At 56.5% G+C, this 15006-nt stretch carries 12 protein-coding genes; 8 read left to right on the plus strand and 4 right to left on the minus strand.

Going from position 1 to position 15006, the window contains the following annotated elements:
- The first annotated feature begins 40 nt into the window (after positions 1-40).
- The 8 genes from FS819_RS25590 to FS819_RS25625 all read left to right on the plus strand — a co-directional run bounded on the left by FS819_RS25590 (position 41) and on the right by FS819_RS25625 (position 9374).
- A complete protein-coding gene (locus FS819_RS25590; RefSeq protein WP_234624931.1) occupies positions 41-877 on the plus strand; it encodes a (2Fe-2S)-binding protein in 837 nt (278 codons plus the stop codon).
- A gap of 283 nt (positions 878-1160) precedes the next feature.
- Positions 1161-3476: a TonB-dependent receptor gene (locus FS819_RS25595; protein WP_234624935.1), complete on the plus strand. Its 2316-nt coding sequence runs from the start codon at positions 1161-1163 to the stop codon at positions 3474-3476.
- A 56-nt stretch (positions 3477-3532) separates the two neighbouring features.
- Positions 3533-4468: an iron-siderophore ABC transporter substrate-binding protein gene (locus tag FS819_RS25600; RefSeq protein WP_156551256.1), complete on the plus strand. Its 936-nt coding sequence runs from the start codon at positions 3533-3535 to the stop codon at positions 4466-4468.
- On the plus strand, positions 4465-5493 hold the full coding sequence (locus FS819_RS25605) for a FecCD family ABC transporter permease (RefSeq protein WP_156551257.1): 1029 nt from the start codon (positions 4465-4467) through the stop codon (positions 5491-5493). The genes FS819_RS25600 and FS819_RS25605 overlap by 4 nt, the downstream gene beginning before the upstream one ends.
- Positions 5490-6473 carry a FecCD family ABC transporter permease gene (locus FS819_RS25610; RefSeq protein ID WP_156551258.1) on the plus strand — a complete coding sequence of 328 codons (984 nt, stop codon included), beginning with the start codon at positions 5490-5492 and terminating at the stop codon, positions 6471-6473. The genes FS819_RS25605 and FS819_RS25610 overlap by 4 nt, the downstream gene beginning before the upstream one ends.
- Positions 6463-7248 carry an ABC transporter ATP-binding protein gene (locus FS819_RS25615; RefSeq protein ID WP_156551259.1) on the plus strand — a complete coding sequence of 262 codons (786 nt, stop codon included), beginning with the start codon at positions 6463-6465 and terminating at the stop codon, positions 7246-7248. Before FS819_RS25610 ends, FS819_RS25615 begins: the two co-directional genes overlap by 11 nt.
- A gap of 294 nt (positions 7249-7542) precedes the next feature.
- Complete coding sequence (locus FS819_RS25620) at positions 7543-8085, plus strand: RNA polymerase sigma factor (RefSeq protein WP_156551260.1); 543 nt, start codon at positions 7543-7545, stop codon at positions 8083-8085.
- Between the two features lie 329 nt (positions 8086-8414).
- On the plus strand, positions 8415-9374 hold the full coding sequence (locus FS819_RS25625) for a FecR family protein (protein WP_156551261.1): 960 nt from the start codon (positions 8415-8417) through the stop codon (positions 9372-9374).
- Between the two features lie 117 nt (positions 9375-9491).
- Here FS819_RS25625 and FS819_RS25630 read toward each other — a convergent pair whose 3' ends face one another.
- The 4 genes from FS819_RS25630 to scpB all read right to left on the minus strand — a co-directional run bounded on the left by FS819_RS25630 (position 9492) and on the right by scpB (position 15004).
- The gene (locus FS819_RS25630) at positions 9492-12548 is read right to left on the minus strand and encodes an efflux RND transporter permease subunit (protein WP_234624932.1); all 3057 of its coding nucleotides are present in this window, start codon (positions 12546-12548) and stop codon (positions 9492-9494) included.
- Complete coding sequence (locus FS819_RS25635; RefSeq protein ID WP_156551262.1) at positions 12545-13675, minus strand: efflux RND transporter periplasmic adaptor subunit; 1131 nt, start codon at positions 13673-13675, stop codon at positions 12545-12547. The genes FS819_RS25630 and FS819_RS25635 overlap by 4 nt, the downstream gene beginning before the upstream one ends.
- On the minus strand, positions 13675-14016 hold the full coding sequence (locus FS819_RS25640; protein ID WP_234624933.1) for a hypothetical protein: 342 nt from the start codon (positions 14014-14016) through the stop codon (positions 13675-13677). Before FS819_RS25640 ends, FS819_RS25635 begins: the two co-directional genes overlap by 1 nt.
- A 292-nt stretch (positions 14017-14308) precedes the next feature.
- Positions 14309-15004 carry an SMC-Scp complex subunit ScpB gene (gene scpB, locus FS819_RS25645; protein WP_156551264.1) on the minus strand — a complete coding sequence of 232 codons (696 nt, stop codon included), beginning with the start codon at positions 15002-15004 and terminating at the stop codon, positions 14309-14311.
- Positions 15005-15006: the final 2 nt, after the last annotated feature.

A 15006-nucleotide genomic window follows, 5' to 3' on the forward strand; every position in this document is an offset into this window, starting at 1 on the left:
GACGGCCGCGACGGAATTACCAAGGTCGCAGGAGACATTGGTGCAGCGCGCGCTCGATGCGCAGGCCGCCTATATGCCGGATGTCCGTGCGGAAATCGGTCCGGCCGGTGCAGGATGGACGACGGCCGAGGCATTCTTTTCCGACGAGGCGGCGCTTGATGAATTTCTCGCCTTCGAACAATTGCTGAACGAGGGCACCGACATCAAGACGGCTGGGGCGCTGTTGATGACCGACTACGGCTACATTCTGGCCGCCGCTACTGTGCCGATCTTCGCCGGTTTTGGTCTCATCCCGGACCTTTCGCCGTCTCGCGTTGCGCTTTCATTCTACACGGCGGAAGAGCAACATGACGGGGAGACGCACCGGGTGCGACGCGCCCATGTCCGTTTCCTCGAAGAGACTTTCTGGCATGGCCAACTGGGCAACGCCGCTGACGAAGAACGGCTCCGGGCCGAAATCGAGCGGCATTTCCTCCCAGTAATTGAAGCGATCCACGCGCGCACGCGCCTCTCCCGTACAGCACTCTGGCGGCTCGCCGCTGATGCGATTGCCGGTCGCTTTCTCGATTCTGGCCGCCGGTTCGGAAGCGTCGAGGCGGCCAAGGCGGCGGCAATGCAGATCCTCAAAGTGACCGGTTCGCCGCTTGCCAACCGTCAGCTTCACTATTTCGATCTGACCGTGCTCGACAAGAACCAGCAGGAATTTTCATACACCTTTCGTCAACGCGGCGGTTGCTGCCGATTTTATCTCGTGAAAGACGGAAAATACTGTCCGACCTGCGTCCTGAAGACGCCTGCAGAACGGGACGAAGAGTTGCGCTTGGCCATGCGTCAACATCTCGGCGTCGCTGACGAAAATCAGCCAGGTTCAAATTGAACGAGACTGACTTATCGATTTTTTCGTTTGTCTTTTCGGGAAAATCGGCGACCAATTTTCCCTGACAAACTCTAAAAATCTCGAGATTTTTTATGGATCGGAGTCCCAAACCGGGAAAATCAATCGTCTACCTCCCGAGCACAATGTGGAGTTGCTCCTTACGGTGGGCTGCAAAGCCTTGAGTACCGGAGAGTTTGGGGGTTCTATGACGAAGACTTTTTCCACTACACATGAGGCCCGGGCGAGCCTCAGAGCCGTCCTCTTAGCAGGATCGGCGCTTGTGATGTTGACACCTGCCCTGCCGGCAATGGTGCGAGAGGCGCAGGCTCAAATGTCGCAGCACGCGATTTCCGTACCGGCCGGTCCGCTTACGCCGGCGCTCAACAGCCTTGCTGCCCAGACGGGCCTCCAGATTCTGTTTGACGCGTCGGTTGCCCAAAACAAATCAACCCGCGGCGTGAATGGGACGCTGACACCCGAACAGGCCTTGAAGGCCGTGCTTGCCGGGACCGGCGTCGATGCGCGCTTTGCCGGCGAAAACCGGGTCACCTTGCAGAATGCGACTTCTGCCTCAGGAAACCCTGAGCAGGAAGGAACCCTGCTCGAACCCATCGTGATCTACGGTGCCCGCAATGCGACCACCCTCGGCGGTACGACAAGCAGTGTCGCTATTCTCAATGCCGAAAGCTTGGCGAACAGCCAGATCCGCACCACGCAGGAAACGTTTCGTCGCATGGCGAACACGATGGACAGCGCCACAGTCAACGCTGGTTTCGTGATCCGCGGCATGAGTTCCGAGGGCTTGGTATCCTCCGGTGGCCCGGCAGGCTCCATCTATATCGATGGCATCCTTCAGACGCGCTACAATGCCCGCTTCGGCGCCCGCAATCTCTGGGACGTTGAGCAGGTCGAGGTCTATCGTGGCCCACAATCGACGCTCTCCGGCCGCGCGGCTATGACCGGAGCCGTCTATATCAAATCGAAGGACCCGACCTTTGAGAAGGAAGTTGAGGTTTCCACGACCGTTGGTACCGATAATCTCTTGGGTACCGCCATCATGGTCAACACGCCTATCGTCGAGGATCAGGTCGCGCTGCGGCTCTCCGGGTCCTATGAACGTTCGAAGGCCCAGCCCAGCTACTCCGATTTCAAGTCATACGACAATTACGACGATCTGATCACCGATATCAGCGGCATTGCGCGCGCCAAGCTGCTTTTAACCCCGTCAGAGCTGCCGGATACCCGCGCAGTGCTCACCTATTCCTACTCGAAAGACCGGCCGAACGACGCACTTGTCGGGCTCTATTCGGGGCGGGGTGATTTCAATAACGCACCCGTCACTTACACCGAATATCGCTGGACCGAGACGCATAATCTCGGACTTGAGGTCACCCACGATATTTCTGACACCCTGCGCTTCACATCGCAGACCGGCTATCAATATGGCATCAACAACCGGCGCTCGATTGATTATGGCACCGAAAATGTCGTCAACGGCATTACCGGCGAGGATGTCAACTCCATCCTCACCCAGGAATTCCGCCTGAATTACGAAGGCGATCGCTGGAAATGGGTGACCGGCATCTATGGCAGCTACGAAAAATGGGATGGTGCCACGGATATCGTCGCGTTCGATTATTACCAGCAGAATGACACGCAGCACCGCACAACCGCGAACCTGGCCATCTTCGGTGAAGCGACCTACGAATTTGCGCCGACCTGGTTTACGACGCTGGGCGGACGCCTGGATTACCTGAGAGACAAGGATCACCAGCAGAATTATTCCGGTTTGATCGATGATGCCGCTGTCCTGACTGGCGACCCGACGTCCCTGACCGAATATAATTTCGTGCCTAAAGTCGGCATATCCAAGGAGTTCGGCAGCAACCAGAAGGTGGGCCTCACCTATACGGAAGGCTTCCGCTCGGGTGGGTCCTATCTCGACCGCGTCACGGGCGAACTCGGTACCTATGATCCTGAATACTCCAAGAACATTGAACTGTCGTACAAGGGAACACTGCTGGACGACCGCCTGACGTTGAATGCCAATCTATTCTACACTAAGTATTCGGATCAGCAGGTCGAGATCCGGCCTGACCCCTCGATCCCCGGTTATCGCATCATTTCGAACGCTGCCACATCGCGGTCCTGGGGTTTCGAAATCGAACCGTCCATGCAGGTCACGGACCAGTTCACCACCTTTGCATCGATTGGTTACCTGAACACCAAGTTCATCGACTTCAACCATGCAGCACTCAGCGAACCGCAGGACGGCAAGTCCTTTCCTGAAGCACCGGAATGGAGCCTGGGCTTTGGCGGTCGTTATGAGTTCCAAAATGGTGTTTTTGTCGGTGCCGATGCCAAATACACAACGAGCTATAATTCGCGCTTCGGCACGAATGGCATGTACAAGATCGATGCGCGCTTCATCGTCAACGCGCAGGTGGGCTTCAAGAAGGACAATTGGCAAGTGACGCTGTTTTCGGAGAACCTGACGGATGAAAAATACTTCACGCTGATTGATCCAGACTACTCGCTGCCCTACGGCCAGGCTGGTAAGCGCCGATCATTCGGATTGAACCTCCGGGCCAAGTTCTGATGATCTCGGGCTGCGGGGGGGTACCCCCGCAGCTCTTTTCGATTTCCGGCGACAAAATGGTGGCCCCCTTGCGTTTCTGTCTGTTTCTCCTCGCTTTTCTTCTGACCGGTTCACTGGCGCAGGCCGCCTGCCAGGGGACCTTGCTGACTGAGGATGTCTACAATCCGCCCCTCTGCATTCCGGCAGCGCCAAAACGGATCGTCACGCTCGACCCGCTGATAACGCTTGGAATGCTGATCGAACTCAAGGCACCTGTCATCGCGACCCCCTATATGGCAATCACGGAAAGCGAAGTGCTCGATGTGGTCAGGGCCGAAAAAATGGTCGATCTCGGCAATCCCAGGGAGCCAAGCCTCGAGCGTGTCGCAGCCTTGAAACCGGATCTTATCATCGGTTCGGCGGAGGCCCATTCCGGCATCTACGAACAGGCTGCCAAGATTGCACCAACGGTGCTTTTCAAGCATATGGACTGGAAGGTCTATCTCCAGCGCCTTGCCGAAGTGACCGGTCGTGAAGGTGTGGCGAGGAGTTCTTTGGCGGCCTACAATGACCGTGTATCGGCCATTCGTGAACGCATGAAAGACAAGAAACTCACGGTCTCTACCGTCCGTTTGGCCCCTGACCGGTTTGTCGTGTTTGTCGACGGACCGAACGCCTACGCCCCCTTCGCGGTGCTGCATGAAGCAGGCGTAAAGCGAACGGCCTACGAGACCGTGACTGACGGCACGATCGTAAAGCGTCCAGACTGGGAGGAGCTGGCAAATCTTGATGGCGACGTGCTGCTCTACGTTTCCGCCAGCGGTTTCGAAAGCGGGCCGGATGACGTGCTGGAAAAGCAGGTGACGGAGAACCCTCTCTGGCAATTGCTGCCCGCTGTTCGTGAAGGTCGCGCCTATCGGGTCGATCGCGGCCCTTGGCAGAGCTTCTACGGCATCAGTTCGGCGAACCGTATCCTCGACGATGTCGAACGCTTCATCCTGACGGCTCCATGACCGACCGCACGGCTGGCTATATTGCAGAAACCGATGCAGGACGAGTGCTTGCGCTTGCCGCATTACTCTGTCTGCTCATGCTTGCCACCGTGATCGCCATCTCACTCGGAGCGACGATGATGCCGCCCGCCAAAGTCATCTCGGCACTCTTCGCATCCGAGACGTCGCGGGATCACCTGATCGTCATGACCATTCGCCTGCCACGTGCCCTTGCGGCGCTGCTGGCAGGCAGCGCACTGGCTGTCTCTGGTGCCATCATGCAGGCGGTGACAAACAATCCCCTCGCCTCACCGGACCTGCTCGGCATCAACGCAGGCGCAGCCTTTGCAGTCGTCTCCGTCATGGCCATTTTCGGTGCCGGTATCGGCGACATCTACGTTTGGTTTGCTTTTCTCGGCGCAGCCATCGCCGCGACCGTTGTCTATGCGCTGGGCTCGATGGGAATGGTGGGGCAATCCCCCCTCAGGCTCGTTCTGGCGGGAGCTATCGTTGCGACCTTCCTGACTTCTGTGACTACAGTTATGCTGATCTTCGACCAGAGCACTCTTGATGCCGTGCGCCTCTGGACCGCAGGCTCTGTCACGGGACGAAACATCGAACAGGTCAAGACCGTTGCGCCCTATATCATTGCCGGGCTGATCGCTGCCCTGCCCTTTGGCCGTCATCTGACGACAATCAGCCTTGGCGCGGATACGTCGCGCGCGCTCGGTCAAAACCAAATCCTCTGGCGGGGCCTATCGGTCGCCGTGGTCATTTTGCTTGCCGGGGGTGCCGTCGCACTTGCCGGACCGATTGGCTTCGTCGGGCTTGTCGTGCCCCATGTTGCGAGAATGTGTGTCGGCGTCGACTATCGCTGGATCATTCCTTTTTCAGCACTCGGCGGGGCGTTGCTGGTGATCGTGGCAGATACGGCCGGACGATTGGTGTTTGGAAGTCAGAGCTTTCCGGTAGGCGTCACCATTGCGTTGATCGGGGCGCCGTTTTTCCTCTATCTCGCCCGCACGCGGCTGAGGGACGGAGCATGATCCGGATTCTTCTCGCCCTGATAGTTCTGCTCACATTTCTCGTCGCGGCAAGTCTCGCCTTTGGCGACGTATCCCTGGGCTGGCGGGAACTCTACGACGTGCTGGTGGGCACGGGCCGTGCCCAGGCGCAGAGCGAAATGATTGTCTGGGATCTACGCCTTCCACGTGTTCTTCTGGCGCTCCTCGTTGGCGTCGCACTCGCGCTCGCCGGAACGATCAGCATTGCCATCATGCGAAATCCGCTTGCTGATCCGGGTGTTCTGGGCATCAACAGCGGTGCGGCTGCCGCGGCCATGGCTGTCATTGTGTTGATCAATGATCCGCCTGTGGCGCTTCTGCAAGTGGCGGGCTTTTTGGGTGCCAGCGCCATGGCCCTTGCCGTTTTTGCGCTTGCCTGGCGCAGCGGCACCTCCTCGCTGCGCATCATCCTGATCGGCATCGGGCTTTCCGCCCTCGCCTCCGCTGGTACCACTTTCCTGTCAGCCTTCGGCGACATTGGCGATGTTCAACGGGCGCTGGTATGGTTAGCCGGCAGCGTCTACGACGCCAACATGGTCAAGGTCCGGCTGCTTGCGCTCTGGCTCATCGTGCCAATCGCACTCACCCTTCTCGCAGCGCGCGAACTCGACCTCATCCGCTTCGGTGATGATAGTGCAAAGAGCCTCGGCCAGCCCGTCGATCGCATACGGGGCCTGATGATCCTGCTGGTGACCTCACTCTCGGGTGCCGCGATTGCCGTGTCCGGTCTCATCGGCTTTGTTGGCCTTGTCGCGCCACACATCGCGCGGCGGCTGGCAGGGGTGTCCCACGCCCGGATGCTTCCCGTCGCTGCCCTCGTTGGTGCCTGTCTGGTTGTCGCCGCCGATCTCATCGGTCGTGTCATCCTGCCTCCAGCGCAGATCCCGGCTGGAATCGTGACTGGGCTCGTCGGCGCTCCCTTCTTTGGCTATATTCTCTGGAGACGTCGTCATGGCCACTGATGCTGCCAAAGTCACCAGCAAGGGCGTCGACATTGCCTATGGCCATCGCCGCATCGTCGAAAATCTCGATCTTGCAATTCCGCAACAGCGCTTTACAGCGCTGCTTGGCCCCAATGGCAGCGGCAAGTCGACCATCCTGCGCGCCTTCGCAGCGCTGATGAAACCATCGGCCGGTAGCATCATCCTCGATGGCTTTGAATTGTCGCAGCTTTCCACCCGCGAGGTGGCGCGAAAAGTGGGGGTGTTGCTGCAGGGGGCTGTCGCGCCTGAGGGGTTGACCGTTGGCGATCTCGTCCGTCAAGGGCGCTATCCGCATCAGTCGCTTTTCAGTCGCTGGTCTCCTGAGGATCAGCAGGCCTGCAACGAGGCCCTCATGCTGACAGGCACGACCGATCTTGCAAACCGCATGCTGGACACGCTTTCCGGCGGCCAGCGGCAGCGGGCCTGGATTGCCATGACGCTGGCCCAACAGGGCGAGACCATCTTTCTCGATGAGCCAACGACCTATCTCGACCTCGAACATCAGATTGAATTGATGAAGCTCATTACGATGTTGGTCGCAAAGCGCGGCAAGACAGTCGTGGCCGTGCTGCATGACATCAATCAGGCTGCGCGCTACGCCGAACACATCGCTCTCTTAAAGGGTGGCCGGATCAGGGCTATCGGAACGCCTGACAAGGTCATCAACGCAGAGATGATCGCCGATGTTTTCAACGTCAAGAGCATGGTGATCCGGGATCCGGTTGCCGGAACCCCTTTGTGCATTCCGCTCTGAAACAGCCTTCTCTTTGATCGCAAGGAATGTCACCAAAATATCACACTCCTTGCTATTTTCGAGGAGGCTCCGCTTGCTTTGCCACCAACAAGCGAGGTCGATAAGATGGATTCAGGCAAGAAAATCAGACACAAAGATGAGTTTTATAGTCTTGTTTTATTTCGCAGCAGTAGACCGAAGTCTTCATATTTCTAAGGTATTGCACTTGCAGGTCTTTTCGGGATTGTCTAGCCATTCCCCAGACGGTTTAGCCGCGTCTATCCTGACCTACCGTTCGCTGGGAACCATGTGCAGATGTCGAGATCTTCCTCCTCGTCCCTTGTTTGGGACACCGTTGACAGCAGCGAGTTGCTCAATCGAGCCATGGAAGCACATTATGTTGATATCACCAATGCGGTGCGCCGCCGGGGTCACCCGAGTTCAACGGCCCGCGACGTGGTGCACGATCTCTATGTGAAGCTCGCCGCCAAACCGGAGGTTCTCCTGAACAAGCGGTCGATCAAGGCCTTTCTCTGCCGCGCCGCCATCAATCTCGGCATTGACCGCCAACGCCGGGAAACGAAGGAAGCCCGGCTGTTCTCAGGATCGGAGCGGGAGGCCCTCTCGGCGCCAAGCATCGGGCAGGCGCCGGACCACGCACTGGAAATAGAAGCGCGGCTTGCAGCCCTTCGCGAAGCGATTGCGGAACTGCCGGAGAGGCGACGTGTTGTCTTCATTCTCCATCGTCTTCATCATCTGACACCAGACCAGATCAGTATCAGGCTCAACATTTCCAGGAACATGGTCGACCGGCACCTGCGCCGTGCGTTTGCCCATTGCCTTGACCGGATTCTCTAGAGTCAGTCAGGTTCAAATTGAACCAGGCAGCCTCTCGACTCTTTTGTTTGAGATTGTCTTTTCAGGAAAACCAATGACCGCTTTTCCTTGACTAACTCTTGATCGACAAAGAATCCCGTATCATGAACGCAGAACGGTCACATCCTTGCGATTGGACTGTTGTCAGTGTCCTAAACCGCGCATGTCAAACGTCTACTGTATACTGCCTTAAATCGAAACCGATTTAAGGCAGTAATTATGCAGCAGATATAAAGCGCGACAGCGAGTTTTTGTGCGCCATATATGGCGTATGACACTGTAGAGGTCGTAGGATGCGCCTGGAGTAAGCCATGCTGGTCAAGGAATCGAGTGACAGTCGGAAAAAACGAAACCGCGAGGCGGCCGACTGGCTGTTGCGCAACGGTGACCCCAACCAATCACCGGACGACCGGTCTCTCTTTGAGGCATGGCTTCAGCGCGATCCGGAAAACTGTCGGACCTACAGGGCAGCCGAGTTTCTGATGGGCGACGCCGGCCGCGCGATTCAGTCAGATCCTGCTCTGGCCAATATCGACATGCGCCCCCGCAATATGGCTAAGCCGATTATCGTAACCCTGTTGGTGGCAGCACTTGCAACCGGGGCCTTCTTTGCACTCGATGGGCCGCTGCGCATTCAAGCAGATATGATCGCCGGGACGGACGAAACCCCCATTCGTACCCTGGAAGATGGCTCCATCATCCAGCTCAATGCCTCCTCGGCGATTGCCGTGGATTTTACCGAGGGGCACCGCGTCATCCGCCTCCTGCGGGGCCAAGCCTTCTTTCAGGTCGCTCATGCGCCCGAACGACCTTTCACGGTGGTGGCTGGTGAGACAAAGGTGATCGCACTCGGCACGGCGTTTGATGTTCGCTACGGCAAAGAAGATACCGAGGTGACGGTGACGGAGAATGCGGTGCAGCTTGAGCGCGATGGCGCGCACGCGGCCTCTCTGCGCGTGAACGAAGGCGAGCAGGCGATCTACGACTACGCCAGGAAAACGACAGCCGTGACACCGGTCGACGGCCTCGTTGCTCTCGCATGGAGGCGCGGACAAATCGCCGTGGACAACGCGCCTCTTTCCTACGTCGTTGAGGAAATGAACCGGCATTTCCGGGGCCGGATCGTCATTGCGGGTTCGGCGCTGGCACGTCGCCGTGTCAGCGGCACGATCAAGGTTGCAGATACCAAAGACGCGCTTGCCTTCGTTAAAAAGGCGCTTGGCTTGAAAGCCACACGTTTAGGTCCCTTGATCGTTATCCATCAGTCATAATATCCGCAGAAGTCTCTCCGTCACGGCTGTTAATAAACACTCTGGTTGACCTGCTTCCGGTTTGACATGGGGGCAGCACGCCTGTTCCCTATCTCCTCTCCGGTCAAATGCTATAGATTACGAGGCCAGCCCCAACCTCGCTTTAAGCCAGATCAGAAGATCATCTAAAAATGTGAACACCACCGGGATGACCAAGAGGCTCAAGAAGGTTGAGGTCAACAACCCGCCAATCACGACGATGCCCATCGGTTGACGAAAACTAGAATCGCCCGCGACAAGGCTGAGCGCTGCCGGTGCCATGCCGCCAGCCATGGCGATTGTGGTCATAATGATCGGACGCGCGCGTTTGTGACACGCATCGACAAGCGCGTCATAACGAGACATGCCTCCACGGCGTGCTTCAATCGCATATTCCACAAGCAGAATGGAGTTTTTGGAGACGATTCCGATCAGAAGGAGCAGGCCAATCACCGCAGGCATAGAGAAGCTGGTACCGGTGAGCACAAGCGGCAGCATAGCCCCGCCAAGCGCCAGCGGAATTGCCATCAGGATCGTAACCGGCTGCAGGAAATCATGGAAGAGAAGCACTAGAACGGCGTAGATGCAGAAAATGCCGATCGCTATCGCCGTCGCGAAACTGTTGAACAACTCAGTTTGACGCTTCAATTCGCCCTGTTCGACAAATTTTACGCCTTGTGGCAGGTTTTTATAGCCTGGCAATTGCGCTGCCTCAGCCGTGACTTCCGATAGGCTTCTGCCATTCAGTTCGATGGTCAGGGTGACATTGCGTGATCTGTCGAGCCGATTGATTTCGCTTGGGCTGGACCCAATTGAAATATCAGCGATTGCCCCAAGGGCAACATTGCCCGCGCTGCCCTCGACCGGGATAAGAGATATTGCGTCAATTGACTGACGGTTTGTCGTGTCCAACATGACCCGGATATTGATCTGACGTTCAGGAAGATTAAGCTTGGACAGCGCGGTATCATAGGCTCCTGCCGTCGCCACCCGAATAGCCTGAGCAATTGCCTTTGACGTCACACCCAATGACGCGGCTTTCGCCAAATCCGGTTTGATGATGATCTCTGGTGACTGCATGGCGGCAGAAGATGTCACGTTGCCAATGCCTGACAATGTGCGCAAATCCGTCTCGAGGCTGGCCGCTGCCTTTTCCAGAACTTCGGAGTCATCTCCTGACAAGGTCAGAGTGAGCTGCGTGCCATTACCGCCTGTGCCTGTTTCGAGGCGGAGACCGGGGACTTTTTCCAAAGCTTTCCGTAAATCCGCTTCAATCTGTGACTGCTTGACATCGCGCTCGCCAATCGGCGTCAGGTTGACAACAATCGTGGCGCTGTTGGTGCTTGATGTCGTTGTACTGCTTGCACCACCTCCGGTGGAGGCTGTCCCTGTTGCTTGAAACACCGAGGTAACATGATCAACCTTGGCGATGATCTCGGAAGCCTTTCGAGACGCCTCGTCCGTTGTCTCAATCGTTGATCCCGTCGGCGTGGTGATGGTGACCTTGGTTTGCGCATCATCAGATGCCGGAAAAAAGCCGGTCGACAAATGGCTCAGGAGCAGAAGCGTGAATGCCAAAAATCCGACTGTTCCCAGCACCGGTATCCAGCGACGCCGGAGCGCCCCTTTCACAAGCCAGAGATAGGACCGCATCAAACGACCGTCTTCTTTTTCTTCTGTACTGCCTGGCTTTAATATGTAAGCCGCCATCATCGGTGTGACCAACCGGGCAACCAAAAGAGAAGCAAGAACAGCCACGGAGGCCGTGACGCCAAATTGCTTGAAAATGATGCCAACCACTCCGCCCATGAAGGCGGTGGGCAAAAACACGGCGACCAACGTGAAGGTTGTGGCGATAACTGCCAAACCAATTTCGTTTGCCGCTTCCATCGCAGCATCGAAGGGGCTTTTCCCCATTCTAAGGTGTCGTTCAATATTCTCGATTTCGACGATCGCATCATCGACAAGAATACCAACCACCAACGATAGCGCCAGGAGCGTGATCGTGTTCAGCGTGTAGCCACAAAAATACATGGCGAGGAATGTGGGTATAATCGACAGTGGCAAGGCGACCGCCGCCAGAAGTGTTGCACGCCAATCGCGCAGGAACATCCAAACCACCAAGACCGCGATGACCGCACCCTCGTAGATCATATCCATTGACGATTCATAGTTTTGTTCGGTCGGAACAATCGTGTTGTAGGCTTCTTCGATTGTCACCTGCGGATTGGCAGCAGCGAAGGCCTTCATTGCTGTGCGGACATCATCGGTGACGGCGATATCTGAATAGCCCTTGGACCGTTTGATTTGGGCGGCAATGACGGGTTTGCCATTGAGATAGGCAAGCGAGGTCAAATCGCTTTGGGAATCGGTCACTGTGCCGAGTTCGTCCAGCCTGACCCAACTGCCCTTTGGCAGTGGGACCGGCATAGCGCGCAGTTCATCGGCAGTTTCTGCCGCAACCACGGTACGCACTGACTGGCTTTCACCACCAATTCGTCCTTTGCCGCCAGACAGATAGGTTTGCACCGCTTCAAGCTGGGTATTCACGTCATTGGCGGTTAAGCCCAGGCTGTCGAGCATGTTAGAATTTAGCTCTACTCTGATCTCCCGATCGATGCCGCCCAATCGGCCAACTTCACCCACGCCTTTGACAGCCATCAGCGCTTTTGACATATCGTTATCGATAAACCACGACAGCTCTGCACCATCCAGTTTGTCGGAATGCACGACAAAGGTAATCAACGGAGATGAGTTCAATGATTGCTTTGAGACCGTTGGATCATCCATATCTTGCGGCAGGTCGCTTTTTGACTGATCGACCGCGCTTTTCACCTCGTCCAATGCGGCCTGCGTGTCTTTCCCAACCTCGAAGGCGACGGAAATGCTCACTGAACCATCAGTGATCGTCGTGGTCACCGAATCCAGCTTGCTCAGACCTGTCAGTTTGTCCTCGATCTTGCGGGCCACTTCCGTTTCGAGTTGAGCCGCCGCGGCCCCGTCCAGCGTCGCGCTGATATTGATGGTCGGAAGATCCATATCCGGGAAGTTTTGGATGTCGAGACGGTTGAATGCCCATAGGCCACAGGCCGTCAACAATGCAAATAGCAGCAACGGGGGGACAGGATTGCGAATAGACCAAGAGGAGAAATTCACTTTGATTCCTCCTTCGTCGCGGCATCATTATTGTCTACAACGTGGACAATAGAGCCGTCTGCCAGGAATACGCCGCCAGATGCCACGACATCTTCGGTCTTCTCAATTCCTGAAATGATTTCAACGCGATCGTCCTGCCTCCTTCCAACCTTTACCCGCTTGCGTATCACCGTTTTTTTGTCTGCCGAGTTCAAAATGAACACATAAGAAAAGCCGTCCTTGAGAATGACGGCTGTGGCGGGCACTGTGAGTGCATCCGTGTTGTTGAATTCAAAATAGCCGCTGGCTAGAATACCGATCTTTGGAGATTCCATCCCTTTCGTGGGATTCAGTGTCACGTAAACGATCACGCGACCATTATCGGTTGACATCGAAGGTGCCACCATCCTCACCTCACCGTGCACGTCGCCGCGCGGCGTTGGGATGACGGCCTTTGTTCCCACCTTGACGTCAACCAACCGATTAAACGGCAACTCGGCCTTCCATTCGATACGGTTTTGCCGGATCAATTTGAACAGTTCGCCACCGGCGGTGACCACATCACCTAGGGACGCGGAGCGCTCCGAGATGACCCCGTCGTCCACCGCATAAACCTTGGTCCTGTCCAGGGTAAGCTGGGATGATGCCAACGCAGCCCGCGCCGAAAAGAGGGAGGCTTTCGCTTTTCGCTCGGTAATCAGATATTCTTTTATCTGTTGGCTTGATAATGCGCCAGAACTTGTCAATCCCCGGGCGCGGTCACCATTCGCTACTGCTTGGTCAAGATCGGCTTCCGCTTTTTCAACATTTGCTTGTTGTTGCTCCAGGTCAGCCTGGGCAGATTCCGGCGCAAACTGCACCAGCAAATCGCCCTTTTTCACGTATGAACCAACATCTGCTTTGACATCGGTGACCTTCATGCCGCTGGTCTCGGCTGCGATTGTCGCTTCATGCCACGCGGCAAGACGACCGCTGGCGGGGATAATCACGGGCCAAAGCAACACCTCCGGCTTGACCAAGCTCACGCTCAGTGCGGCCGCTTGATCCGTCTTTTGTTCACCATCCTGACTTCGGGCAGTGAAGGCGACCATGACAAAGGACCCCATGGCGAGCATCGCCGCGAGAGAGCTGATAGAAAATTTGCGCATCAATAAATTCCCTTTGCGGAGGTCGGGGCACCCGCAGGGGCGGAGAAGCCGCCTTCCGAAGACGTGCGGGGTGCGACCCAGTAGCGGACAATGTCACGCTTGATTTCAATGAAGGTGATCGCCGCAGATTGCGCAGCACACAAAGTTTGTTGGCCGCCAAAGAGACTAACGTCGACAACGGTCCAATCCTGAATGACCGAACTAGAATGGCGTTGATGGTCGTCAGCAGCGGGCTTCGCATGGATGATCGATGTTTTCACCCGAGGGAACGCCGTCTCCATGCCGATAGCAGCAGTCAAAAGGTCTGACTTATCATGCGTGATCGCAATATCACGATCCACAACGGCGTTGCCGCTCGCTTGCGTATCGGACGGACTTTTTGGTCCCGTCAAACTCAGCAAAGGCTCGGTGACGAAGATTGATATGGACCTAATAATGGTATTCCGCTTGAATTCGTGGGACCTCGAGCATTTGGCCGCACTATAAGCATCTTGCCGTTAATGTCATTTAAGAATATGTAAAATTATGTAAATGTTGCCGATTAGGTGTCTTCAGAATTAGTAATACATCTGTGTTGGCCCTGTTGGCCAGTTGCCAGGTTTATCGCTGATGGAGCCGATGGGTACTGTAACGTTAACTGTCTTCAGTCTCCCCCTCTTCCCCTTGCGCTCCATCCATCATCTTGAGCACACCCTTTCGGCTGAGCAGCCCGGCATCTTCAAGCGCTTCGATGTCTGGCAGATCACGCAGGGTCTCCATATCGAAGGCGGACAGGAAGTGTTTGGTGGTTACATAGGTATAGGGCGCACCTGACGTCGGGCTGCGTGGCCCCGAGGCTATGAAGCCGGCGTCCCGGAGCGCTGCAATGGTATCGCGGCTGACCTCCTTGCTGAAGATCTTGCCCAGCTCCGCCCGGGTAACCGGCTGGAAATATCCGACCGCCATCAGCACCATCGCCTCGAACTGCGACAACTTCGTTGCCGCGCCGCGCGTTGGAGCGGTTGAGGCGCGTATCGTCTCCGCGAACCGCACCCGGGTTCGGTGTTGCCAGCCGCCGGCCACCGACACAAGTTCATAGGGTCGGAAACGAAGTTCCTCGATCAGATCGTCGATCAGAAGATCGATGCTGCAATCTTTTCCCACCACGCGCGCCAAAGTCTCCCGGCTGACTGGCTCGGCAGAGGCAAAGATCACCGCTTCGACCCGCAGCATCCATTCCCGCCAGCGCAGTTCCGGCGGCAGATCCTCCAGCTCCCGATCAAACAGTCGTTCGGCTGCGGCACTCGTGCTTTCCTTCCGGGATTGCTTGGCTACAGGAGATCCGGCCATCG

Origin of the sequence: Allorhizobium sp. Av2 (genome assembly GCF_021462805.2) — a bacterium.
GTDB classification, from domain to species: domain Bacteria; phylum Pseudomonadota; class Alphaproteobacteria; order Rhizobiales; family Rhizobiaceae; genus Allorhizobium; species Allorhizobium vitis_G.